This window comes from Nitrospira sp. BLG_1 (assembly GCF_047338595.1).
Lineage (GTDB): Bacteria > Nitrospirota > Nitrospiria > Nitrospirales > Nitrospiraceae > Nitrospira_D.
On the sequence record NZ_JBLFBO010000009.1, the window covers coordinates 1 to 24,131 of the forward strand.

20 protein-coding genes are annotated in these 24,131 nt (G+C 54.4%); 6 read left to right on the top strand and 14 right to left on the bottom strand.

From position 1 onward, the window contains the following. Positions 1–22 precede the first annotated feature (22 nt). Together ACMTNU_RS10060 and ACMTNU_RS10065 are read right to left on the bottom strand one after the other, a co-directional pair. Complete coding sequence (locus ACMTNU_RS10060; RefSeq protein ID WP_413935112.1) at positions 23–301, bottom strand: MoaD/ThiS family protein; 279 nt, start codon at positions 299–301, stop codon at positions 23–25. Between the two features lie 69 nt (positions 302–370). Next, a complete protein-coding gene (locus ACMTNU_RS10065; protein WP_413935222.1) occupies positions 371–3,208 on the bottom strand; it encodes an FAD-binding and (Fe-S)-binding domain-containing protein in 2,838 nt (945 codons plus the stop codon). An 88-nt stretch (positions 3,209–3,296) separates the two neighbouring features. Here ACMTNU_RS10065 and ACMTNU_RS10070 point away from each other — a divergent pair, with 88 nt between their 5' ends. Then, positions 3,297–4,271: a 2-hydroxyacid dehydrogenase gene (locus tag ACMTNU_RS10070; protein ID WP_413935113.1), complete on the top strand. Its 975-nt coding sequence runs from the start codon at positions 3,297–3,299 to the stop codon at positions 4,269–4,271. A 9-nt stretch (positions 4,272–4,280) separates the two neighbouring features. Here the strand turns inward: ACMTNU_RS10070 and ACMTNU_RS10075 are convergent, their stop codons facing one another. Beyond that, a complete protein-coding gene (locus ACMTNU_RS10075) occupies positions 4,281–6,266 on the bottom strand; it encodes a tetratricopeptide repeat protein (protein ID WP_413935114.1) in 1,986 nt (661 codons plus the stop codon). 168 nt (positions 6,267–6,434) lie between these two features. After that, a complete protein-coding gene (locus tag ACMTNU_RS10080; RefSeq protein ID WP_090749335.1) occupies positions 6,435–6,653 on the bottom strand; it encodes a cold shock domain-containing protein in 219 nt (72 codons plus the stop codon). A 298-nt stretch (positions 6,654–6,951) separates the two neighbouring features. On the opposite strand from ACMTNU_RS10080, the gene ACMTNU_RS10085 reads away from it, so the two are divergent. From ACMTNU_RS10085 to lpxD, 5 genes are all read left to right on the top strand, one after another. Then, entirely contained in the window at positions 6,952–8,043 is a 1,092-nt protein-coding gene (locus ACMTNU_RS10085) for an LptF/LptG family permease (protein WP_413935115.1), read from the top strand. A 4-nt stretch (positions 8,044–8,047) separates the two neighbouring features. Continuing rightward, positions 8,048–9,139: an LPS export ABC transporter permease LptG gene (lptG, locus tag ACMTNU_RS10090; protein WP_413935116.1), complete on the top strand. Its 1,092-nt coding sequence runs from the start codon at positions 8,048–8,050 to the stop codon at positions 9,137–9,139. Between the two features lie 78 nt (positions 9,140–9,217). Further along, positions 9,218–10,474 (top strand): beta-ketoacyl-ACP synthase II, encoded by a 1,257-nt coding sequence (gene fabF, locus ACMTNU_RS10095; RefSeq protein ID WP_413935117.1) that lies wholly within the window; start codon positions 9,218–9,220, stop codon positions 10,472–10,474. A gap of 81 nt (positions 10,475–10,555) precedes the next feature. Then, on the top strand, positions 10,556–11,014 hold the full coding sequence (locus tag ACMTNU_RS10100; protein ID WP_413935118.1) for a phosphopantetheine-binding protein: 459 nt from the start codon (positions 10,556–10,558) through the stop codon (positions 11,012–11,014). Then, positions 11,011–12,102 carry a UDP-3-O-(3-hydroxymyristoyl)glucosamine N-acyltransferase gene (gene lpxD / locus ACMTNU_RS10105; protein WP_413935119.1) on the top strand — a complete coding sequence of 364 codons (1,092 nt, stop codon included), beginning with the start codon at positions 11,011–11,013 and terminating at the stop codon, positions 12,100–12,102. Before ACMTNU_RS10100 ends, lpxD begins: the two co-directional genes overlap by 4 nt. 14 nt (positions 12,103–12,116) lie before the next feature. Here the strand turns inward: lpxD and ACMTNU_RS10110 are convergent, their stop codons facing one another. The 10 genes from ACMTNU_RS10110 to ACMTNU_RS10155 form a co-directional block, all read right to left on the bottom strand. Next, positions 12,117–12,647, bottom strand: coding sequence for a hypothetical protein (locus ACMTNU_RS10110; RefSeq protein WP_413935120.1), 531 nt, complete (start codon positions 12,645–12,647; stop codon positions 12,117–12,119). A 348-nt stretch (positions 12,648–12,995) separates the two neighbouring features. After that, positions 12,996–14,015, bottom strand: a complete 1,020-nt coding sequence (locus ACMTNU_RS10115) for an HD-GYP domain-containing protein (protein WP_413935121.1) — start codon at positions 14,013–14,015, stop codon at positions 12,996–12,998. Between the two features lie 95 nt (positions 14,016–14,110). Next, positions 14,111–15,049, bottom strand: coding sequence for a hypothetical protein (locus ACMTNU_RS10120; protein ID WP_413935122.1), 939 nt, complete (start codon positions 15,047–15,049; stop codon positions 14,111–14,113). A gap of 54 nt (positions 15,050–15,103) precedes the next feature. After that, positions 15,104–16,297, bottom strand: coding sequence for a response regulator (locus ACMTNU_RS10125; protein WP_413935123.1), 1,194 nt, complete (start codon positions 16,295–16,297; stop codon positions 15,104–15,106). Between the two features lie 36 nt (positions 16,298–16,333). Beyond that, complete coding sequence (locus tag ACMTNU_RS10130) at positions 16,334–16,783, bottom strand: chemotaxis protein CheW (protein ID WP_413935124.1); 450 nt, start codon at positions 16,781–16,783, stop codon at positions 16,334–16,336. Further along, the gene (locus tag ACMTNU_RS10135) at positions 16,777–17,310 is read right to left on the bottom strand and encodes a chemotaxis protein CheW (protein ID WP_413935125.1); all 534 of its coding nucleotides are present in this window, start codon (positions 17,308–17,310) and stop codon (positions 16,777–16,779) included. Before ACMTNU_RS10135 ends, ACMTNU_RS10130 begins: the two co-directional genes overlap by 7 nt. A 70-nt stretch (positions 17,311–17,380) precedes the next feature. Next, positions 17,381–20,710 carry an Hpt domain-containing protein gene (locus ACMTNU_RS10140; RefSeq protein ID WP_413935126.1) on the bottom strand — a complete coding sequence of 1,110 codons (3,330 nt, stop codon included), beginning with the start codon at positions 20,708–20,710 and terminating at the stop codon, positions 17,381–17,383. 48 nt (positions 20,711–20,758) lie between these two features. After that, the gene (locus ACMTNU_RS10145; protein ID WP_413935127.1) at positions 20,759–22,648 is read right to left on the bottom strand and encodes a methyl-accepting chemotaxis protein; all 1,890 of its coding nucleotides are present in this window, start codon (positions 22,646–22,648) and stop codon (positions 20,759–20,761) included. Positions 22,649–22,708: 60 nt separating this feature from the next. After that, complete coding sequence (locus tag ACMTNU_RS10150; protein ID WP_413935128.1) at positions 22,709–23,230, bottom strand: chemotaxis protein CheW; 522 nt, start codon at positions 23,228–23,230, stop codon at positions 22,709–22,711. Between the two features lie 29 nt (positions 23,231–23,259). Then, on the bottom strand, positions 23,260–23,622 hold the full coding sequence (locus tag ACMTNU_RS10155; protein ID WP_413935129.1) for a response regulator transcription factor: 363 nt from the start codon (positions 23,620–23,622) through the stop codon (positions 23,260–23,262). Positions 23,623–24,131: the final 509 nt, after the last annotated feature.

Below are 24,131 nucleotides of genomic sequence, written 5' to 3' on the forward strand. Positions count from 1 at the left end.
CTAGAGAGGCCGATCATGCGGGCTAGGTAGGAATATCGCGGTTGCCGTCGTAGGAAGTCCTGGATTGGTACGAGATCTTTACGGCATCACCATCTCGCACCGATGAATCTTCCGAACCGATCTTCTTATTGACAGTGATGAGCGCTTCTCGGTTCTGAATAAACGAGCGTAGCCCCCCGAGTTGTCCAGGATTGGCTTCGATGAGTTGCTTTACCGAGGTCGTACCTGAAACGGGTACTTCGATCTCACTCTCATCAACTGCGGCTCGCAAGGTCTGACCAAAGATCTGGATTGATACCATCGCATCCTCACCACATCATCCACTCACATGCGTCACGAACGCACACTATACAGGATCTTCGACACAGACTCACCTCTGCTCAGCCTCTCCTGCCCGATAGGCGTCCTGAAGCAGTTGCGCGACATGTTTCACTTGAACGGATTCGCGCAACCCGTTCTTGAGCTGGATCATGCAAGCAGGACAACTCGTCGCCACCACGTCGGCACCGGTCTTCGTGATCGCGCGGGCTTTTCGGTCAAAAATCTTCTGCGAGGTGTCATAGTCTTTGATCACGTAGGTCCCCGCAGCACCGGCACACCGGTCGGCATCCTGCATCTCTACAAAGTTGACGCCGGGCAACGACGACAGCACCTGCCTCGGTTCCTTGCTCACACCTGCCGCACGAAGATGGCATGAGGCATGATAGGTCACACGTTGTGTGCCACCGAAGCTTTGAGCCATGGGAGGCTGCTGCTGTGAGCGGGCGACAAATTCTGAAATATGGACGACCTTCTTGGCCAGCGACTCCGCTTGTACCCGCTCAGGGCCTTCGGCAAACAGGGTGGGATAATCCTTCAGCATAAGCGTGCAGGATGCGCAGCCGGTCACGATCGTTTCATACGACGCAAACGACCGCATATTGAATCGGGCTCCGTCACGCACGAGATCAACATGTCCATAGGTTTGAATCGGCGTTCCCGAGCAGCGCTGGGGAGGCAGCGCCGGTTCAACTCCATGCTTTTGCAAGACCTCGATGACCGCGTCGCCGACTCCATCGTCAAAATAGTTGGCCGCACATCCGTGGAAATAGGCCACGGTCCGTTGTGGCAAGGGGTCGGCTCCATTGGTGGTCAACTGTGCATAGCGTTCACGCAAGTGCCGGTGTGCCAGTTTCGGTAACGTGAGGTCATGTGGCAACCGAGCGGTTGGAGCCAACTGCTTCATGATCGGCGCCATGATCCGTTCCAGCACTTTCCTGAAGAACGGACGATCCCAGATGACCTGCGTGGCAGCCAGAATGTGGAGCAGCGCGTCAAAATTCACTCCCTTTGCCTGACTTCGGAAAATCCACCCGGCCAATCGGTTGGGATGCTCAGCCCGTTTCTGAAGAATGAGATCTGACACATCCACGCCAGCCGGACAAATCGTCCGGCAGGATTTACAGTTGAGACAGGCTTCGACCACTCGCTTCGAGTTCAGGTAGCTGTAGTCTTTCGCCGTCACAATCTCAAACCAGCCGCGGGCACTCATGTCTTCCGATTGAAATACATCGTACACGGGACAGACCGAGTTGCATTTCGCACAGGTCGCGCAGGATTTGGAGAGCCTGGTGTAATCGATATGCTCGGTAAAGGACTCGTTGCTGAGCTTGATGCCGGGATTCAGCACATTCCCAGGGTCGAACGCGTTCTTCACCTGTCTAAATAGATCGTAGAGTTCGCCACCAAACATCCGCTTCACGAATTCGGCACGAATACGACCGTCTCCATGTTCGCCGCAAATCGATCCACCAAACCGATTCAACACGGTCGAATGAATCTCTTGATAGGCCTGCACCATTTTCTCGAAATCACCACGGTTGTTCACATCCAGCAGTGGAACGATGTGCGCATTGCCATTCCCGATATGGCCAAAGATGGCCACTGGCACGTCTTGCCCTTCAAAGAATTCTTCCAAGTAGCGAATCAACTCACTGATCCGTCCGGCCGGAACGACGACATCGTCGACAAAGTTGATCGGTTTCTTTTTTGGATCGAACCGGTAGAGCGTCGGGTACAGGGCTTTCCGTGCTTTCCAGAGCTGCTCCCGCCGTTCAGCATCGAACGCAAGCATGGGCGCCGAGGCCAGCCGGTAGGGACGACAGATCGTACCCAGCGCTTCGGCCTGCTCATGCAAATCCACTTCGATTGAGTCCGCGTCCAACTCTAGGAGTAGCGTCGCCGCAGCGTCCGCCGGAATGCCATGGGCCGCCCGCCCAATGAGGTTGAGCGTGTTGGCATCCATCACTTCCAACGCACTTGGTCGAAGAGTCAGGAGCTGCGGCACGGCATCACCGACTTCCTCAAGATGAGCGAAGTGGATCAGGGCAGTCAGCGTCGCGGAGGGCTTCTTCACCAAGGTCAGCCGGGCTTCGCTGACGACACCGAGCGTTCCTTCACTGCCGACAAACAGCTTTGGAATATCGACCATGCCTCGCGCAAGCCCGTCCGCGACCCCGAACAGGTTGTACCCGCAACTGTTCTTGCTCACGGTTGGCTGTTTCTCAGCGATGAGATCCGCGTGGGCCTGGACCAGAATCAAGATCTCCCGCAAGGCCGGCACCATGGTTAAGAGACGTTCGAGGGACGGATCCGTGAGGGCATAGGATTGTGCGTCTACCCAGGACGAGGAGGTGAGGCACACACGGAGCCGGAGGATATTGTCTTTGACGGAGCCATAGCGGAGCGTATGTGGGCCGGAAGAATTATTGGCAATCATCCCACCCAATTTGCACATGTCCCCGCTCGATGGGTCCGGCCCAAACATCAGCCCGTGAGAGCTGAGTTGCCGATTGAGTTCCGCCAAAACCATTCCCGGCTGGACGCGCGCCCATTGTTCCTCGCGATTGACCTCCAGAATCTGATTCAGGCGTGAGACATCAAGGATGATCCCGGAACCGATCGCAGACCCAGTGAGATTCGTGCCGGCTGCCCGAGGGGTAAGGGGAATGCCTCGGGAGACGGCATAGCCAATCGTCGCGGCAATATCGTCTTCCGACTCCACGAGGACGACGGCCTGCGGAGGAATGCGGTAGATGCTGGCATCCACTGCATAGGCCGTAATGCTCGGCACATCGTCTTTGACCTTTGTAGAGCCGAGAAGGGCGCGAAGATCATTGGCGATCGCGTGAGATTTCGTCGGTTGTATCAAGGGAGAGGAAGTAGCCATCACGTCGTACGCCTCCTAGCCAAATCTATTCCGGAATGCTGGAACTCGTTGTCCCTGAACCGCCGTTTCCCCTACAATAGGTCGCGCGATGGATCGTCCAACCTTATATATCACTCGCCTGTTACCGCAACCGGTCCTGGAGGCGATTCCCAAAGACTACCGCATCCTCGCGGGAACGACAGATCACTCTCCTACGGCCGATGAACTCCGTCGGGGTTTTGCAGAAGCTGATGCGGTCATCTGCACATTGAGCGACGCTATTGATGCCTCACTCTTGTCCGAAGCGACACGCCTGAAAGTCATCGCCAACTATGCCGTCGGTTATAATAACATCGATGTACCTGCCGCAACTCAGCGTGGTGTCATCGTAACCAATACTCCCGACGTGCTGACCGATGCGACAGCAGACTTAACCTGGGCCTTGTTGCTTGGGGTTGCTCGGCGACTTGTGGAGGGCGACCGGTGGCTCCGACGTGGTGGATGGCCCGGATGGAGTCCTACACAACTCTTGGGCGCTGACATCTCAGGAAAAACACTGGGCATTATCGGCATGGGCCGCATCGGTCAGGCCGTTGCGAAACGGGCAAGCGGGTTTCAAATGCGGGTCATCTACACCGGCCGTCATACTGTTGCTTCTCCACCTGATGTCACGTGGGTCCACCAGCCTCTTGATGCCGTCCTTGCGCAATCCGATTTCCTTTCACTGCACGTTCCGCTCAACACAGCAACTCATCACCTGATCGGAGCCCGTGAGTTGGGACTGATGAAGCCGACGGCCTTTCTGATCAACACCTCACGAGGGGCCGTGATCGACGAGTCCGCGCTGATTGCCGCACTCGAGACGAAATCCATCGGCGGGGCTGCATTAGATGTCTATGCCCAGGAACCACATGTCCCTACTGCGTTGACCTCCCTCTCGAACGTCGTACTCCTTCCTCACCTCGGATCTGCCACGCTCGAAACTCGTGTACGTATGGGACTCATCTGTTTGAGAAATATTGCGGCCGTATTGGAAGGTCGCCCAGCACCGAATCAAGTGAACAGAGGTGTACCGCAGAGATAGCGCTGCCTCCTACGACGCGTATCGAAACCCGACGTCCGCTCCCCGTTGTTTTCCCTTGAGCGTTGCCAGCCGCTGCGGAACATCGTGAAACGACGGGATGGCTTGAAATACATGGGCTGCCTTCTCCCATTGTTCCTCTGCTTCATAAAGAAGCCCTAACTCATAGCGAATGGCTTGCCCCTTCGCCCCTTGACACCGAGGATCCCTCAGGACAGTCTCAAGTCCCGCGATCGCCTTGGCGAACTGTTGCTCTTCTTTCAAGCAGACGGCTGTCATCAAAGCCGAATCGAGATAGAAGGCGTCATTACCCATGGAGACCTGGAACGCCGCATGAGCTTCTCCGTACAACCCCATATTCTTATACGCCACTCCCAATGCATAGTGGGTTTCGTAGTCAGGCGGCGTCCCGACTGGTTCCTTCACCGGCTCCTTCTGCGTCTTGGTGGATGTGTGTAAAGTCGATGTATTGCTCGACAGCTGGTCGATCGACGCCTCGCCTGAATGAGGAACTGACAGCCGGACCACGGTGGAAGTTACCGGGAGATCTACTGTCGAGGCAGAGGGGATGTCTTGAGCCTGAGGGTGAGTCTCCTGATCGTGAGCTATCGTGATCGCTTGTGGCTCATCATCCCTTGCAAAAATATTTGCCGAATACGAGACAGCATCTGGCTCAGCCCCTACAATCGCAATCTCTTCTGTCTCTTGCGCTGCCGGCCCTCTCTCCGATACCTCATCGTGACGATCTGCAAGCGGATCTTCGATCCGCACCTCTTCTTGTTCCCCATTTGCTCCTCCCGTTGCCCCCTTCTTCACCCTTTCGGCTAATTTCTTCACGAAGTCGGCATCAGGAGCGAGGGTTTGCACCTTCTCAAACAATTCCTCGTGGAGGCTTTCCATTCCAGGCTCTGGATGGGCTAATAACACGTCGACCGCCTTGGCATACTGAAGCGCGGCCACTGCGTGGTCGCCTTTTTCTTCGTACAGTTCGCCGTTCAGCTCCAACAAGGGAACGGAATTGGGCTCCACGGCCAACACTTCTTGAATCAGTGATTCCGCAAGATTCAGGTCATGCGCACGCAACGCAGCTCCGGCCAAAAATCGGTATTCTCCTACTGCGACTTGCACATCGCCACGTTGTAAATGCAACCGAGCCAGGAGTTGGCAGACCTGCGGGTTTCCAGGTTCTCGGGTCAATAGTTGGTTCAAAATGGCTTCGGCGCCGCTGTACTGCTTTTCAGCAACGCGCCGAACGGCTTCGGCCAGCAGATCAAGCGGTTCCGTAGGTTTCTGCATCGGTGTGGATTTCAGCACCGATGTCGAAGTGGTCGGTTTCACCGCGCTGACCGAACCGGTTCCACCATGTTTGAGGCTCTCAACAAATTGAGCCGCCTCGTTGTTTTGTGGATCAATCTTCAGGACGGCAAGGTACGCGTCCTTGGCCTCATCGTATCGCCCCTGTGCTGATTTCTCTCGACCCAACTGGAGATAGACCTTTGTCGCTTCATCCTGCTGATTTTCTTGAATACAAAGTTCTGCGACACGTTGCTGCGCGTTGAGATTCGACGGATCATGCGCGATAATTTTTTTGTAGACGTCAAGCGCATCCTTTCCACGACGCTCTTTGAGGTAATACTTCCCCAGCGTAAGATAATCCTGTACGGCACTGCTGATAAGGCCTCGTTCTACATTCAAGTCCCCAAGGTAGCGGTAGACTTCATATCGCGTCGGATCACACTTAAGGACCTTCTTGAACGCGGCCATCGCTTTGAGGGTGGCTCCTTCCGCCCGAAAGGCCGAAGCCGCCTGCAGATAGGCCGATGCTGCTTCACCAGGCACGTTCCGCTTGATGTGCAAATCACCGATCGTATTGTAGATGCTGCCGTCGGCAGGACTGTCAATGGCAAGCTTTTTCCACTCAGCAATCGCCGCATCATACTGTCCGCGGGACGCCAGCAGCTGAGCCTGTTGAAGAATACGACCGCGATCGGGTGGCACAAGTATGCCCTCCATGAACGGAACAGGGAAACGCTAACAGTCTCAATGGGTTTTGTCTAGAAATTGAGGGAATCGGGCAGGAATCTCGCTACGGCGAAAGAGACCGCTCCCCCTGTCTATGACCAGGAGAAGCAGTTCTTCCACCGAACAAGAGATATGAATGAATGATTACGAGGCGGCAATGACCGCCTTCAGCACGTTGGCCGCTTGTGGGCCTTTGGCCCCTTGTACGATATCAAACTCAACGTTTTCACCCTCTTTGAGCGTCTTGAACCCATCTCCTTGTAACGCAGAGTAGTGAACGAAGACATCGTCCCCGCTATCCAACCGAATAAACCCAAATCCTTTTCGATCATTGAACCACTTGACCGTACCTTTTGTCTTCACGGACTCCTCCTTTTGTCAACAACGACGAATAGTTACGTAGCGCCTCCACCCACGTTTTGTTCGATGAGAACTCGAGAATAGAACGGACACGCACTCGGCTGGCAGAGAGGGACGGGCACCTGAAGGAGTGATGAATCGCTCACAGAACCCATCATCATATTAGAATAAATTTCGCGCTGCATGTAACATAGGGCGTACCCTCTGTCAAGGGAATCTTTAGTGACAAGATTTTCTCCTGTGTTTACAAGGAAGATGGACTCTCCTATAGTGTCGACAACTTCTCCACCTCTGAAACTCTGTGATCTTACGCACACTACTCGATCGCTACATCTTCACCGAGCTTCTGACTCCGTTCGGGCTCAGCCTCGGGGCTCTCTGTTTTGTCATGCTGACCAGAGAACTCCTGCGCCTCGTCGAGCTCCTCGTCTCCAAAGGAGTTGGGATCTGGGCCGTCCTGAAAGTGATCGCCATGCTGCTTCCCTCTGGGCTTGTCCTCACGCTTCCCATTGCCGGGCTGATCGCCTCGGTCACCGCCTTTGGCCGGTTGTCCTTTGATAAAGAACTGGTCGCCATGCGAGCGGCCGGGCTCAGTCTCGTTCGCCTATCGCAACCGGTGCTGTTGTTTTCCGTCTGCGTCTTCACGTTAACCTTGGTCTTATCGCAGTGGGGACAGCCGTGGAGTTCACTCAATCTGAAGAAGGTGGCACTCAATCTCTTGAAGGACCAACTCGCCCTCGCCCTGGAACGCGGCACCTTCAACGAACCGATTCCACACATGATGATTTATGTCCCAGAAGCTGAGCCGGATCGTCCAGCTTCCGGCATCTTCATCTCGGATGAACGTCTCCCCAACGAGCCACGCGTCATTGTGGCGGAACATTATCGAATTTTCATGGATGCCGAGCATAACCATGTGGCGCTCCAGTTGGAAAACGGCATGATTCATAGCCGTCCCCCTCAGATCGACCAGTCTCAACAGATTGCGTTTGCCAGCTATGACATCAAGATCAACTTGAACCTCAGTAGTTATTCCGCGACGGAGGAACGCCCGTCATACGACCAAATCACCGCACGCCTCGCTGAAACCGGCGGCAAAGATGCCGGCGCGCTTCGGCGGATGATGGAATATTATCGAGACTTGGCCTTCCCAACGGCCTCGCTCGTATTTTGCCTCCTTGGCGTCCCGGTCGGAATCGTCTCGAAACGGTCTGGCCGCGTTGGTGGCTTTGCCGTTGGGGTCGGCATCATCATCGCGTTCTACATCTTGAATGTCGGATGTGACTTTCTGGTAACGGCCCTGATCCTTCATCCATTCTGGGGCGCGTGGCTGCCCAACGTTATTTTTATGATCATCACTCTTGTTTTGTTTTACCGGGTGAGCACGCACTAGCACAATGACGATTCTGTTCCGCTATATCCTCCGCGAGTATTCAAAAATATTCGGCATGTGCTTTTCCGGCTTGGTGACGATCTATTTGGTCATCGACTTTTTTGAAAAAGTCCGTCGCTTTCTCCGCTATGAATCCGGCATCCTGCCGATCCTGTTGTATTTCGTTCTGAAGATCCCTTCGATTTCTTTCCAAGTCGCACCGTTTGCCGTTCTCGTCGCCACCCTGCTGACGCTCGGCCTTCTCTCACGCAGCAACGAAATCACGGCCATGCGAAGCTGTGGAGTGAGTTTGCTCTGGATGTCATCTCCCTTTCTTCTCTTTGCCAGCGGCATCTCGGTCATCCTCTTCAGCTTCAGCTCAACCATCATCCCCCTCGCTTCCGAAAAAGCCGAGGAGGTCCGTGCCGTCCAAATCGAGCAAAAACCGGTGCCTGTCACCGTCAAGGCTGTTCAACCATGGGCTCGGATCAGCGCTCATAGCCTCATGAAGGTTGCCGAAATCGATGCAGAAGGTAAGACCCTGCGAGGGGTACGCATTTTTTATTTCCGTCCGCCGTTCCAACTCGACCGGATCACCGAAGCTGAGGAAGCCCGCTATGCGACGAACGGCTGGGTCCTTCGCAATGGATTTCACCGCCAATTTCATTCCGATGAAACCGTGGAGCTCGCTCGGTTTTCCGAACAGACCATCAACCTTCCGCTGATTCCTGACGATTTCTCGAGTTCCCTCGTCGGAAACTCAGAAACGATGACCTTCAGGGAAATTCACAGCTACCTTGAACGCTTTCGGCAGGAAGGGTTTACCTTTTCCCGTCTGCTGACGGATTACTACGACCGTATGGCGTTGCCCTTGGTCACGATCGTGATGGTCCTCGTCGGCATTGCATTGAGTCTCCGACGGAGCGGAGTCCGTGGAGGGAGTATGACCGTGGGAATCGGACAAGCCTTCATTGTGGGATTTTGCTATTGGACTACGCATTCCATTGCCATCGCGTTAGGAAGAGGAGGAGCACTGGCACCTGTTCTAGCCGGTTGGATGGCGAATGCCCTCTTCTTGAGCTTCGGTCTGTATTTATTGCTAAAAGTTCGCCATTAGACACCCGTTTCTTAGTTGACTGTCTACCGGTCTTCCGGTAAGAAAGGCGCCGTGGCGCCACTATAAGGAGGGAGAAGCATGGCCTCACGTGTTGTGATCACAGGTCTTGGAGTGATATCTCCGATCGGGATCGGTGTGAGTGAGTTCTGGAAATCGGCCATGACCGGTCGTTCGGGAGTAACCGCCATTCCCTCCTTGGGGTGGGTCCCCATGTCGGACTACCGTTCTCGAGTAGCCGGACAAGTCCATAACTTCTCACCAGAACAATACCTGACCGCCACCCAAGCCAGTCGCGTCGATCGCTATGCACAGTTTGCCTTAGTCGCTGCAAAGGAAGCGTTGGCTGACGCCGACCTCAATATGGCAAAAGAACGCCCCCACCGCGTCGGAGTCATTGTCGGAGCGGGCATGGGCGGAATGGTCATGGGTGAACGGGAGATTACACAGCTCTTTAAAACCCAACGCCCCCATCGTGTCCACCCCAATTTTATTCCAACCATTACCCTCAATTCCGCCTCGGGGATTGTCGCCATGGCGCATGGAGCCAAAGGCCCCAACCTCACGATCTCAACGGCTTGTTCGTCCAGCGCTCATGCTCTCGGCCAGGCGCTCCACTGCATCCGCACCGGTCAAGCCGACGTCGTCATTGCCGTTGGCGCCGATGCCAGCATTACTCCGTTGGTCTTTGCGGGATTTTGCTCTCTGCGCGCCCTATCCAGTGAGTTTAACGATGCCCCTGAACGCGCGTCACGCCCATTCGACCGACGTCGAGACGGCTTCGTCATGGGTGAGGGGGCAGCCGCATTAATCGTGGAGTCTCTGGCACATGCCAAGAAACGGAAGGCCAGAGTGTACGCCGAGCTCGCCGGATATGCAGCGACGAGCGAAGCCTACCACATGGTTATTCCTCAGGAGGATGGACAGGAGATCAGTATGACCATGAAGATCGGCCTGGAATCCGCCGGGATCGGGTCCGATCAGGTCGACTACATCAATGCCCATGCGACGTCGACCACGATCGGAGATGCCGTCGAAACGAAGGCGATCCGGAACCTGTTCAAGAATCGTGCGGACAAGATTGCCATCAATGCCACAAAATCCCTCGTCGGCCATACGCTCGGCGCAGCCGGTGCGATCGGGGCCGTTGCCACTACGATGGCGATCCATACCGGGCAGATTCACCCGACCGCCAATTACGAGGAACCTGACCCGGACTGTCGGTTGGACGGCATTCGTCGGACGGTGCAAGAACGAAAGATTCGGTATGCCCTCTTAAATGCATTTGGATTCGGCAGCAATAATGCCACCGTGGTCTTCAAGAAATTTGTGGCGTAAGTAGACTGAATGATTGATAGTGAGGCGCCTCCTCGCGGACGCTACAGCGAAGAGCCTCATTCCACTGAAGGAGTACTCATAATGACTGAGCGGATCGACCCTGCGATCACTGAAAAAATCGTGCATGCCTTGGCCACCTACTTGAAGCGAGACCCTGCGTCCATTACGGAGAGCCACCATCTCCGAGATGACTTAGGACTTGACTCAGTCGCCGTCATCGAATTGCTGTTCGAAATCGAAGAACGCTTCAAGCTTCAAATTCCCGATCAAGATCTTCCCGGGCTCAGTACCGTCGGATCCGTGGCTGCCTACGTCCAACGACAGCTCGCGGCATCCCCGTCGAATGCGAAATCTGAATCACTGAAGCCAGGAGCATCCCCCAAGACAACTTCGAGGAAATCCGCCTCGAAGAAGGCCCCCTCGTCAAGACCCGCTTCAAAGAAACCCTCGCCGCTCAAACCCAAGCCTGCCTCCTCGAAGAAGCCCAGGGCAACGTCGTCAGCGACCTCGAAGGTCAAGAAGAAGGGTGCAACACGATGAGCAGGCCTCAACTTCCCACACCACTCACGCTCGCCCAAATCCATGAAGTCGTTGGCGGGACCGTTCACGGTGACCTCCAGACCCAGGTCTCTGCGCTGACCAGCCTCGGCCAAGCCAACTCCTGTGCCTTATCCTTCGTGACCAACGACAAAATGGCCAAAGCCGCCGCACATGCCCAGGTTGCGGCCCTCCTGATCCATCGACATCAGCCGGATCTGGCCATTCCACAGATTGTGGTCGACAATCCCATGCTGGCATTCGCCCGTGTGGCACAGAGATTTTTCGTGCAGACACCGCCTCCTAGAGGAATCGCCGATCAGGTCATGCAGGGAGTTGATGTACGAATCGGATCCGACCCGTCCATTTGGCCGTTTGTGACGCTCGGTGACCGCGTGACGATTGGGAATCGCGTCACTCTTTACCCGGGGGTCTTCGTCGGGTCAGATTCAACGATCGGAGATGATTGCGTTCTCTATCCCAATGTCGTGGTCCGCGAAGGCTGTTGCCTTGGGGCTCGTGTGATCGTCCATAGCGGTACGGTCATTGGAGCTGACGGGTTCGGTTATGTTCAACATCAAGGCCGACACCATAAGATCCCCCAACTCGGCAACGTGGTCATTGAGGACGATGTGGAACTCGGTGCGAATGTGACGATCGACCGTGCTACCTTCGGCCATACCCTGGTCAAACAGGGGACGAAAGTCGATAACCTGGTCCAAATTGCCCACAATGTCACTGTCGGAGAGCATTGCATCCTTGTCGCACAGGTGGGCATCGCTGGAAGCACGACTATCGGCCGATATGTCATGATCGGCGGTCAAGCCGGCCTCGCTGATCATCTCACCATTGGTGATCAGGTGATGATTGCGGCAAAATCCGGCGTCAATCGCAGTATCGAAGCGAATCAAATCGTCGGCGGCATACCCGCAATGCCACGAGAAAAGGCCCTACGAATTCAGGGTGGGATCTTTCAGCTTCCTGAAACACGGGAGACAGTCCGTAAGTTGGAAGAGCGCGTTACGGCTCTGGAACGCCAAGCCTCGACGTCATCACGACGAACCGCTACGGCAAAGAAGCGTCGTTCCTGACGATCCGTCCTTCATCACTTTGCAACAGTGATCACTCTCCGCCAGAGGAACATCTTGGCCCAAAAGAACCCTGCCCATGGCATGAGAATAGCTGGAATCATGTGCACACGTCCGTAGGAGAAGGCGGCGATGGCACTTCCCACAAGCAACAGGATACCCATACCGTAGGCAAGTGGAATCAGTTGGCGTCCTGCATGTTCAATGTCCGGGGCAGCGGATTGTTTCTTGAGCTTCCCCTTTTGTCTGTTCAAACCGTCCCGCATACGCGCCGCCAGAACTTCAGGGAATTCTCGTAGAAGGTACCGCTGATACAGAGTTTGTGCCGCTCCCAGACCTATGCCTGACAAAAACAGTCCTGAGCTCTGAAAAAAGGTATCCCAGGTGTAACTATCAGTTCCGAGCAACTGGTAACCAAGTCCTCCAACACTACCAACCAAACAGACCAGGCCGAGAAAGCCCGATGGAAAGAGAATATACGTCTTCACGTACTCGAGCGCCTGTTGCATTGTTTGCTGCGGATGATGAATAGTAATAAGTTTTGGCACGCGATTCCCTTTCTAGTTCACGAGAGAACGACTCATCGGAGAGGTATTATAACGATGTCGAGCTTCCCAGAAAAGTGGAGATCTCTCCCTTCATTCCACCGCAGCCTCTCTCTTGCTTCTCAGAGATCTCGGCGAAACCGCTCTATGTCCTTGACATTCCAAAGATTCCGGCTGGCCACCTTTCTGGATCAAAGTTGGACCACACAATTCGACCTAAGACGGCTTTGAGAATCCAGCTAAGCCATGACGCATTTCACTTTCCGCAAAGGAAGGGAAGATCGTAGGACAAGCGACCTGGGACAGAGAGCGGGATCAGCGACGCTGAGGGAGGAGCAGATTCCTGCTCGATTAAGACTGACGCTTTTGAGTATCAACAACCGCTTGAAGAGTGGAGGTGATGGCGTCAAGACTCTCAAGTAACGATGTGAAATGATCCGAAACACCGATTGTCGCAGAAGACACAGGCGGCCTCGACAACACCGTTCCAACCTGAACTTGACCTACAACAGGCGGCTTTAAAGTCTCAAGAACCGCGATCAACGGAGTGCGGCTCAAGTCTAACTCGTGAGATTGCGCATCATCTCCACGCTCTTCTGCAGTCACTTTCACGACCGGACGAAGAGGATAACGACTGTTGATCTTCACCACGACTCCCACCGCTCCGGTTGTGAGTCGGACCGTGGTTCCAAGCGGATACACCGACAACTGCTCAACCAGTGCCTTCAGAATCTCCCGTGGGAAGGTGGTGCGTTCAGTCACAAGCAGTTCCTTCACAGCTTCATGCGGAAACAACCTGGGTCGATACGGACGCTCACTCACCAAGGCATCAAACACATCAACCAATCCGCAGATCTGGGCTATTTCATGGATCTGTCTTCCCTTGAGGCGATGGGGATAGCCCCGTCCGTTCCATCGTTCATGGGCCTGACATGTTACTTGCGCCAACCAATGCAACGTAGGGTCACACTGGAGAATGATCTCGACTCCGCGTTCCGGGTGTTGTTCGATCAGCGTCCGTTCTTCAGGAGTGAGTCTGCCACTCTTGCTCAGTAATTCTGTAGGTACCGCAAATAACCCGATATCATGAACGAGTCCGGCAAGCGCGAGTCGATGCAGCTCATCACCATAATATCCCAATCCAATCCCAACTCGTGTACCTAGGATCGAAACATTCAGGAGGTTGGTCAACAGTGGCGAGCCTGGTGGCCCGGACAGCGCTTCGACGACGAGTTCATCCGTCTCATGGAGCGACGCAACGATATTTGAAGCAAGCGATTCAAGACTGCGGATCGGAATATTGTTCCTTTCCTGCACGGCCAGTGCGGCTTCATTCAAACTCTGGATCGCACGCTCATACCACGTCTTCACGATCACACCCCTACACTATAGTCGCCATCAGAGGAGTATACACTGCGGACAACTCGCTGACGGTGACTAGCGAAAGTGATCACAGAGATCCCTGTTCAGGGAAATAACACTCCTTGGATGGCGAGCCGTTCCGCTCTCCCACTTTCCACCCATTCTTCGACGGCTTGTACGCACTGGACCAAACGCGACTGAACAGCCTCCATGCTCTGTGCTGAGATGGCAACGCGTTGTTGTGACACAATAGTGAGAAAACTATGCAACCCCATGAAGAATGTCATAGCCTGTGATGCATTCACCTGTTGTGCAGCCGACCATAGCTGAGCCACGCGCTCCACGCCCATGAGGAGGTCAGTTGAGGCTCCCTGAGTCGAAATGCCGTCCGCGGTGAGTGCCTGTAGAATATCCGTCAGATGCCTCTCGTGCTGTTGAACAAGTGCGAGGAACCCTTGGTCCCCTTCGGCCGAGCGATCAAGAAATTCTTGAATTGAAGCAATCTGGTACTGTCCGGTACCACGCTGTATGAGCGACTCGGCTTGAGCCGTAATGGTCCGGATAAGATTCCGTGGAATTGTGCCTGGTAGACTGGATTTCATCTGAAGCCCATGGAGTAGAGTCAGAAGCTCCTCGGTCGGGATGGTCGCGGGAGTACCGGCCTCAGGAACCTGCGAAGGCGCCGACTCGAAAGCAACTCCGGTGGCCCGAGTCAAGGCACCATGGATATGCCCCAACTGCTTACACAAGGCGAGGAAGTCATCGGACGAAATTTGAGCGGACGGATCCTGCAGCGCTTCGACAAACGGAAGTGCGGAGAAACTCGCTCGTTCGACATCTGTCAGATTGACGGTTGCAGCCGATCCACCGAGATTGGTGATGCCGACCTTAATCGTCTGGGCCAACGACCGATGCCTGCCAGATTCCGGTGCCTGTTGAAGTTCATCAAGTGCTACATGAATCTGCTGGAGCCATTCGTGGGCCTCTTGCACGAAGAGCTCAACTAGTTCCTTCTGAAACCCGTCTTCCGTTTCAACAGGCATGCGCGTCGGTCCTTCAGCACGATCTCGGTCACAAGCGGGCTCCAGAGATCCAGCCTATGACTGTCCCTTTCCACTTCCCAGTTGAGATGCCAACCCAGCAATCTCGCCCAATTTTCTCACAAGCTCCTCAAAACGCTTCGTCGCACTCTCAGCGGACTGCTCCGCTTCCAGTACGCGCTGTGCAAGCACTCCATTACGTTCACGTTCCGAGACAAGAAGTCCCTCCAACTCGGGGATTCTGGCAGTCACTTTTTCCAATTCCTGTATTCGCTCGGCTGTTTCGGTCTCTTTCTTTCGTTTGGTCGAGAGCTCGGCTTCGAGCGCCGCACGTGCATGCTGAAGATCCACGATCTGCTGCCGATCCGTCGCCAGCCGCGCTTCTGTATCCTTCACCTTTGCGGAGATCCCTTCCAAATCGGCAAGCTGTTGAACAAGTTGTTCGGCAGCAGCCCGTTCAGCTTCCAAAGACGATTCCAATTCTGCCACCCGACTCGACGTCGCCTGTGAATTCAACAAGGCCTGCTTGAGTGAGTTGACGACATCTTGTTCTGACTTGAACGCTGCTTCCAGTTCAGGGATTCTTGCAGCCTGCCGCTCAAGTATCGTCACCGTCTGCTGCAAATCGCTCACTCGCTGACGTTCCATCGTCAGTTGCGATTCGATTTCTTTGGCTCGAACAAGTTGTGCTGTGAGCGCGGCCACCCGATCGTTGAGCTCCTCCGAACGAGTACGCTCACCCTGCAGTTGGCGTTCCAGCTCTCTAAGGTGATTCGCCTCCGGAGGTTCACTCTTCGACGGCTGTCCCGATACGGGAAGACTACTCTCTGCCGCTGTGCCGGGAACGGAGGTCGGTGAACTAAGGGCGACGGGAGATGACTCCTGTTTTTTTGCCAGAAGCTCGAAGACTCGATCTTTGAGAGACGTACCTTGGAATGGCTTCTTCAAGACCCCATCGGCTCGACAAGACTCTGCCTGCTTGGTCACTTCATCATTCACGATACCGGAGATCAGAAGGACAGGCGTCGTCGAAAGCGCGGCCTGCCCGCGGACAAACGCACAGACTTCGTACCCGCTTTTGTCCGGCATGATGACATCCGACACGACCACGTCGGGTTGTTCTTTCGCAAGATAGGCGAGGGCCTCTTCTCCATTGGCGGCAAGCGCGACATGAAAACCAGCCTCCGTGAGCAGTCGCTCCGCCACTTTTCGTACTGCGATACTGTCATCCGCAATTAGGATCTTCGGCATGCTCGCACCTTTCCTTCGTCACGCGACCAACGGGTATCACCACGAACCCATCCCCAATCTAGACACCGCAAGAATCGGAACTTCTTCCTGGCCATGAGCGTAGCTTCCTTCGGCTGGCACATCGTTATCTCGGTAGGGCTGAATCATTGAGAGATCAAGAGTCTGTAAAACCGGGATCTCTTCATCGATACAGATCGCCATATCGCCTAATGAATGTTTCACCCTAAGACACAAGAGACTGTTTCCCTGCATGGTACGTTGTAGCACTCCAGCCAAATCAAAAACTGGAAGGACGGTTTGGTTAAGCCGAACCACGGCTGAAACAAAGGGAGTTCCCCCGGATACGGGGATCGACTCACGCCATTGGGAAATACCTCCAACCTCCAACGTCCTCACCGCTAGCCGTCTTCCTCCTACAGAAAACACCAAGAGATGCCATGATCGAGGCGTTTCACGGTGCTGAGCATGGCCGGACGTTCTCAGCATGTCTGGTTCTTGCTTTGCATAGTTCCTTGCAAAGCCACAACGGATTCCGTTCCTTGAGACTCGGTCCTTGCCTCCCCCTCAAGCTGTTCTTCAAGTACCCATGCAGTATTCAGTATGAGTGCCACGCTGTGGTCAAAGAGGATCATACCTCGATACCATCTTCGTTCCGGTCCACGGAACTGCGCAGGAAGAGGCAAAACTTGAGGCCTACCGGCCTCAAGAATGCCATGGACCTTCTGAACACGCACGCAACCTCGGCACTTCCCATTTGCAAGGAGCACCCCTTCGGTCTCATCCCATTGCCTCGCGCCTCCAAGATTAAGCCGCACGGCAAGATCGATCACGGGATAGGGTACGCCTTTCACAACTGGAGGGTGAAGGAACTCCCAGTCCTGGCCAGTTAGTACCCCCTGGGAATGTTCAGCTTCGAAGGCCAAATATCTCCCGCCTATCGTTGTGATGATCAAACATGGCGGAGAAGTAGAAGCGGATGTGACAGGCTCCTCTGTCTTCCCTGAAACACTCATAACAACGCCTTCGGGGCCATTCTCCGCAACAATTCGTATTTCGTCAATCAATCCAAAGCTTTCCGCATGGTTACTTGCCAAGCGTTCGTGCTGGTCCTACCCACCGTTCGACTTCCTGAAGCAGCATCCGCTCTTCAACGGGCTTGGCGATGTAGGAATTCGCCCCAATATTGATCGCCATCTGTCGGTGCTTGTCCCCTGCCCGCGTCGTCATCACAACTACCGGCGTTTCACGAGTTTCAGAGCGTCTTCGTAAGGCTTGAATCACTTCAAATCCGTTCAGTTTCGGCATTTCGAGGTCGGTTAAAATCATGCTGTATGAGAAGGTCGATGCCTTACGGAGTCCGTCTTCTCCATCAACAGCCGTATCAACCTGATACCCCGCTGACTCCAACATTTTCCCAACAAACTTTCGAATACTCAGGGAATCATCAACCAATAACAGGCGAACATCCTGCGGCTCAGCAGTCCTCACCAGATCGGGAACCACGTCTTGTGGCCGAACCTGGCTTTTCGAAATCACGGCCTGTACACGTGACTCCTTACTGTCTCGCCTAACCAATCGTGTTGGATCTATCACTAAAATGACTCGCCCTTCTGGATCGATCGTCGCTCCTCCGAAGAACGAATGCACAAGCGGTTTCAATTGACCCAATGATTTAATGACGACTTCTTGTCTGCCCAATAGCTCATCGACGGCTAACCCAATCGGCCCCCCGGCCGTACGGACGATGACGACCGGCACCGTTCCACTAACAGTGCACCACTCCCTCCGAAGTACATGCTGTAACGACTGCACCTCAATGATTCGTTCACCGACCTGCAAGATGGTACGCTCACCTTCCACTCTCCATGACGATGGGGTCGGCATGGTCACTTCCTGAATATTGAGCAATGGGATGGCGTAACGTTCAGCACCGGCCCGGACAATCAGGGCCGTGGCTATCAGCAGTGTGACCGGAAGGCTCAGGGTAAATTTCGTTCCGACACCGGGTTCTGACTCCACGGTAATATGGCCATTCATACCTTCAATGACCCGCTTCACGACATCCAGCCCTACTCCACGTCCCGCCTGATCGCCGACCTTCTCAGCCGTTGAAAATCCAGGAAGAAAAATCGATTGTAGAAGCTCGGCATCGGAGATGGTTTCGATCTGTTGTGCACCGGCCAGTCCCATCCTAACCACCTTGGCCCGTATTTTAGCTAAATCCAACCCTGCTCCATCGTCCTCCACCTCAATGATCATGGAATTTCCACGATGCGCGGCATGTAAGTGGATGGTACCGACTGGCGGCTTGCCTTTGGCGAGTCGATCCGCTGGCGGTTCGATCCCATGATAGACGGCATTCCGTACCAGATGGACGAGAGGATCCACCAACCGCTCCACAACACTCGTATCAACTTCCGTCTGCTCACCTGACGTCACCAAGGTCACTTCTTTGTTTGAGGCACGCGCAATCTCTCGGATGGCACGCCGAAATCGTGTAAATGGGGTCCCGATCGGAACCATGCGAGCATGAGCAATTTCGTCTCGCATTAAGAGAGTCAGTTGCTGCAACTGGCTCATATCATCATGTGCTCGATGAATCGAGCCATCCAGCTGTGCTAATGACTCGCTGATATCAGCCGTCACTTCGCTAATACGTCGAGCGAGGATATTGAAGTCGTCATACTTATCAAGTTCGAGGCTGCCAAAATCACCGAATGCCATCGGTCCCCGCATTGCAACTGCCGTCTCAGTCTGGGGCGTCTCCCGATAGGTAAAGGTATGCTTATCCGAAAAAGATTGAACGGAGTCGACCAACCGGGACTTGAAGACCAAAACCTGTTGTGACAGTTGTTCGAGGACTCGTAACCGTTGTTCCAATCGACCTCGCCCAATGACCAACTCTCCCACGAGATTCATAAGACGTTCGAGTCGTCCATAACTGACACGAATGACTTCACGATCTTCCAATGACCTCGCCTCTGTCGGCTTGTCCTTCTCGACGGGCTCCATCGCCGAGATCGGAGATGATGCAGAGTCTCGTGACGACACAGCCAGTGGAACTGCAGGCGTCACGTCACCGGAGGTTTGTTGGTCTAATCGCTTGAGGTCGGACCGGGTCGTGTCAAACCGTTGCCTGGTGCCCGATACTGCGCCGAGGTCTCTTCGCATCAGTACCCGCACCACATCGACTGAACGAAGGATAAGGTCCGTGTGGCCTGACTGTACGACCAGTCGACCATCGCGAACGGCTCCCATAAAGTCTTCCACATGATGCACAAGATCGCCGATTGATTGAAATCCAACGGTGTAGGCGGAACCTTTCAGCGTATGGGCCGTGCGGAAAAGCTGATTGATCAGCTCCCTATTCTGAGGTTCTTTGTCCAAACGCAGAAGATTCGATTCCAAAATTTCAAGATATTCTTGTGCTTCAGGAACGAAATATGAGAGGGCTTCCGGATCGAGATCAGGAAGCAGATACGCATCAGACAAGTCTACAGGAGGCACTTCCACACTAACGACCGGTTCGGGTCTTACGGGACTAGCTGCGACGACATCGGGTCCCGTCGGTCCTCCGCTAAATAGACCGACCGAGAGCGTCCCCTCACACATCTGCATGAGTTGGTGGATCAGAACCGGAACATCACGCTGCAGTTGATACCCTCCTTGAGGATCACGTCGCAAAAGAAGCCGAACTGTTCGCGTTGCGCACTCAAACACCTCAAGCATCGAGTCGGACAACACCAGACGCTTGTCTCTTACCGCGATCATGCCGTCTTCCATCGGACGGGCAATATCTCCAATGACCTGGAAGCCAACCGTATAGGCAGACCCTTTCAAGGTATGGGTGGCACGAAAGAGACGATAGATGGCATCGTCATTGTCACGCGCTGCACGAAGAATTCGAACCAAGTCATCAATCGTCTGGAGATACTCTTCCGCTTCCGGAATAAAATAGGACAGGATCTCAACGTCGAGAATAGGATGAACATAGTCCAAACTGACTGATACTGCGGGCGGCAAAACCTGAAGCCGTTCGAGCGACTCAAGACAGCGTGTCACGACATCCTGATCTTCACGACCATCGCGACCAATCTGCTGGATCAAGTCCACCAATCCAGCGACGACCTCCCGCATCACACTCACAACCGTAGGCCAGTCCGTTGGCGCAATGTCGTTTGCACGCTCGAGGATTACTTCAAGCTCAGCAGATAGTCGAGATACTCCCCCGTAGCCGTAGAGGGCAGCGGCTCCTCGAAGGCGATGGGCGACAATGTAGTGTTCGTAGACTTCGTGCGGAGGGGGGATCAGCTCGCCGTTGGTACGTAATGCTTCTCCTAATACTCTGGCTCCATCCGATGCTTCGGAGACAAAGACTCGAATCAAATCAGACTGATTAGACTCCGCTCCCATTGGTGTGCATCTATACTGACGAGGAGATGCGTGCTCGCTCCTGGTCCATTAGGTCAATTTAAATTGTGATACCGAGGCCGTGAGCCCTTCGGCCAACTTCACCATATCTTCTACCGTGGCCCGCGCCGAGTCGGTTGCTTTTTGCGTCGCAATGGCACCTCCCGTAAAATCCTTGATTGATCGACCGACTTGATCCGTGGATACCGTCTGGGTCGTTGCGGCCGCCGCAATGCTCTGGGCAAGCTCCGCAGACCGTTGCGCAATCGTTGAAATCTCTTTGAATACATCACCCGTCCGCAAGGCTGAGGCGGATCCTGCCTCTACCGCCTGCGTTTCATGTTCCATCGCCACGACGGCGTGCTGCGTCTCGCTCTGAATCACCTTCACGAGATCCGCAATTTCACGGGTTGCGTTCGTCGAGCTTTCGGCGAGCTTTCGAACCTGGTCGGCCACGACACCAAATCGAGCACCGGCTTCGCCCGCCCCTGCGGCTTCGATCGCCGCATTCAACGCAAGTAAGTTGGTCTGATTGGCGATTTCGCGAATTGTGGAGACGATCTGGGAAATTTCCAACGAGCGATCACCAAGAGCCTTGACCTGTTTCGACATTCGTTGAACCGCTGATCGAATACGCTGCATGTCCTGCACGGTTTCCTGCACCGCAACTCGGCCATCTTCTGTTGCTTTTAGCACCTGGCGTGCTGAGTCGGAAGAAGCTCCAGCCGTTTCCGCCACTTGTCTCATGGAAACCGCGAGTTGTTCCACCGCGGTGAGCGTCTTCATCGATTCATCAGCTTGGTGCTTGGCAGTACCAGCCATCTGGCCGGAATTCTCTCGCAATGCCCCGGCTGATCGATTCACGCGTTCGGCCGATTCTCGGACTTGCTTCATCAATTGCGCGAATCGTTGGATCATGAGGTTAAAACCGTCCGCCAAATTTCCGAACATATCAGCCGTGACTTCACCGCGTTTGGTCAAGTCTCCCTTCCCGACATCGGACACGAGGACCAGAAACTGCACCAACCGTTTCTGCATCGTATCCCGCTCTTCTTCGGTAGAAACCAGGCTCGTGAGCCGGTCGAGCATAATGTTGAACGCCTTAGCCAAATGCCCGATCTCGTCGTTGCTCTCAAGTCTGGCTCGAGCTTGAAGATTCCCTGCTGCAGCTTGTTGGGCGACATCGGCAACATGCGTGATGTTTCGCGCGATAGAGCCGGCGAGGTAGAATCCGATTATGCCGGCCAACACAAGCGCCAATAACGAACCGGCCAGAACGACGTTCGTCCGATGGGAGGCTTCAGCTTGCCCGTTGTCGTTCATTTCTCTTGCCACGTCGAGAATCGTCGTCATGAGCTCCCGAACCCGTAGAGTCGCCGCGTTGTATTTATTCGCAACATCAGCGGACAATGCCAACTGTGCTACTTCGCGCATGCTCTGCTTCTGTTCTTCGGCAAGAGATGATTTGAAGCTCTCCGCAAATGCACCCACCGCACCCTCTGTCGCGGAAAAATATTCACGCAATGCTTGGTGAAGACTGGCGAGATCTTTACTTTCACTCCGACCACTGGTTGATTCATGCAACTGAGATGTCTGATACGCATTCAGAGGGATCAGTGTCTGTTTCTTGAGTTCGGCCAGCCCAGCGAGCGCTTGATCAAACTCGTTCTTTCCAACCTGCCGTCCTACATTGAGGAGCGCGCTATGATAGAGACCGAGGTTGGTACTGGCGATTCCGACATTTGATAGCGCTAAGGTCGATCCGTTGTAGATCGACTGTAACTCTCCCTTGACCGTATGAAGTCCCATCAGGCCGACAAGACCAACTGAGATCATGATGAGACCGACAGCGGAAAACCCGAGGATTAACTTCGGCAGAGTCTTGAGGTTCTGAAACCATGATGGCGACGGTCGAACCGTCGATTTGCTATTCCTGGCCATACCCTACATCCTCCTCCACGCGATCAATCCTGCTCAGGCAACTTGACTCGGAACCACTGTTCACGATTTCACGGACTGGCTCACTTCCAGGGTTGCGGCTTCCACCGACGCGACCAATGCTGGAATCTCCAGCATTCCACTCACGCGGTTCTCTACCCTGATGAGGCCAGACAACAGAGAGCGCTCTCCGGTCTGGGTTGCACCTGAAGGATCGAGCCGGTCTTCGGGCAACATCCATCGAATTTCTGGGACATCGTCGATCAAGAGGCCGATTTGATGAGCATCATGCCGTACCACGATTGCATATCGTGGATTGGTCGATGGCGAGACCCCCAAAGACCGTCGCAAATCCGCGAGAGGGACAACCGTCCCCCGTACATTGGCGACGCCAACCAATGACGCCGGCATCCCGGGAACCGGTGTGATCGCATCTAGCTCGAAGACCTCCCGCACATGACGCAGATCGATAGCAAAAAGTTCTCCTCCGAGAGTGACCAAACAGGCTTTCCACGAACCTGTCGGTGTTTTCTGCTCGGATTGACCGTCGGAGACAAGACGAGGCAGCTCACATGGTAATTGCATCTCGTTCCGCCCTTTGCACCATCAGCACGTCAACTCAGTGCACGCTTCACGGCCAGAAGAAGTTCTTCGGGCTTGAACGGTTTGACCACATGCCCGTTCGCGCCTTGCTGTTGCCCCCAGAATTTGTCGCTTTCTTGACCCTTAGACGTGCACAGGAGGATCGGAATACGACTAAATCGCATATCACTCTTCAGATCTCGACAGGCCTGAAACCCGTTTCGACCAGGCATGACGACATCCATGACGATCAGATCCGGCATTTCCTTGAAGATTTTCTCTTCAAGCTGTTCCGTGTTCGGAAACGTCACGACGGTATGATGTGCAGCTTTGAGATACGACTCAATGAGTTGAAGCTCAGCCTGCGAATCATCAACAACCACAATCTTGCTCATGAGACTGTTCCTCTCTGCGGAGGCAATCACCCAGGGCAACGCCAGATTCCACTTAGTGCGAGCACGAGGGCTCGATTCTTCTCTTCCTTCCCTCTTGGAACTCGCGATATCCCGCTCCCCTTTGGTCGCATCATGACACCAAAGACAAGTGAGACCGGCATACTCAGGACCCACGGCCCAGTGCGTTACGCGTAGTAATCACTTGGCTGATGAGGAACTTATCGGTGAAACCTTTCGCACCTTTAGAATGGGGCACTGGGAAGGGGCTGTGGCAACCCTCCACAATCTCGCCATCTCAATCGTAAATGGGACTCCCGGTCATCACTGATCGGTCTACATCCGCATTGTTCAACCGCGAACTATGCTCGATTCTTCCTGTTTTTTTTGCAGTGTATCGCCTTGTGGACGGTTGGCAAGAAATCCGTGAATATCAGCAACTTACGCCCAGGAGGGAGCCTTTCTTCACGACAGAGGATGATGTGCAATCGGAAGAAGACAGGCGGAAGAAG

Excerpts from the sequence above, each read along its gene's own strand:
- ACMTNU_RS10155 (WP_413935129.1), bottom strand. The coding sequence starts at position 23,622 with ATGAGCAAGATTGTGGTTGTTGATGATTCGCAGGCTGAGCTTCAACTC.
- ACMTNU_RS10125 (WP_413935123.1), bottom strand. The coding sequence starts at position 16,297 with ATGCCGAAGATCCTAATTGCGGATGACAGTATCGCAGTACGAAAAGTG.
- ACMTNU_RS10060 (WP_413935112.1), bottom strand. The coding sequence starts at position 301 with ATGGTATCAATCCAGATCTTTGGTCAGACCTTGCGAGCCGCAGTTGAT.
- ACMTNU_RS10120 (WP_413935122.1), bottom strand. The coding sequence starts at position 15,049 with ATGCCTGTTGAAACGGAAGACGGGTTTCAGAAGGAACTAGTTGAGCTC.
- ACMTNU_RS10065 (WP_413935222.1), bottom strand. The coding sequence starts at position 3,208 with ATGGCTACTTCCTCTCCCTTGATACAACCGACGAAATCTCACGCGATC.
- ACMTNU_RS10140 (WP_413935126.1), bottom strand. The coding sequence starts at position 20,710 with ATGGGAGCGGAGTCTAATCAGTCTGATTTGATTCGAGTCTTTGTCTCC.
- ACMTNU_RS10150 (WP_413935128.1), bottom strand. The coding sequence starts at position 23,230 with ATGCAATTACCATGTGAGCTGCCTCGTCTTGTCTCCGACGGTCAATCC.
- ACMTNU_RS10130 (WP_413935124.1), bottom strand. The coding sequence starts at position 16,783 with ATGCTGAGAACGTCCGGCCATGCTCAGCACCGTGAAACGCCTCGATCA.
- ACMTNU_RS10070 (WP_413935113.1), top strand. The coding sequence starts at position 3,297 with ATGGATCGTCCAACCTTATATATCACTCGCCTGTTACCGCAACCGGTC.
- ACMTNU_RS10145 (WP_413935127.1), bottom strand. The coding sequence starts at position 22,648 with ATGGCCAGGAATAGCAAATCGACGGTTCGACCGTCGCCATCATGGTTT.
- lptG (WP_413935116.1), top strand. The coding sequence starts at position 8,048 with ATGACGATTCTGTTCCGCTATATCCTCCGCGAGTATTCAAAAATATTC.
- lpxD (WP_413935119.1), top strand. The coding sequence starts at position 11,011 with ATGAGCAGGCCTCAACTTCCCACACCACTCACGCTCGCCCAAATCCAT.
- ACMTNU_RS10135 (WP_413935125.1), bottom strand. The coding sequence starts at position 17,310 with ATGAGTGTTTCAGGGAAGACAGAGGAGCCTGTCACATCCGCTTCTACT.
- fabF (WP_413935117.1), top strand. The coding sequence starts at position 9,218 with ATGGCCTCACGTGTTGTGATCACAGGTCTTGGAGTGATATCTCCGATC.
- ACMTNU_RS10100 (WP_413935118.1), top strand. The coding sequence starts at position 10,556 with ATGACTGAGCGGATCGACCCTGCGATCACTGAAAAAATCGTGCATGCC.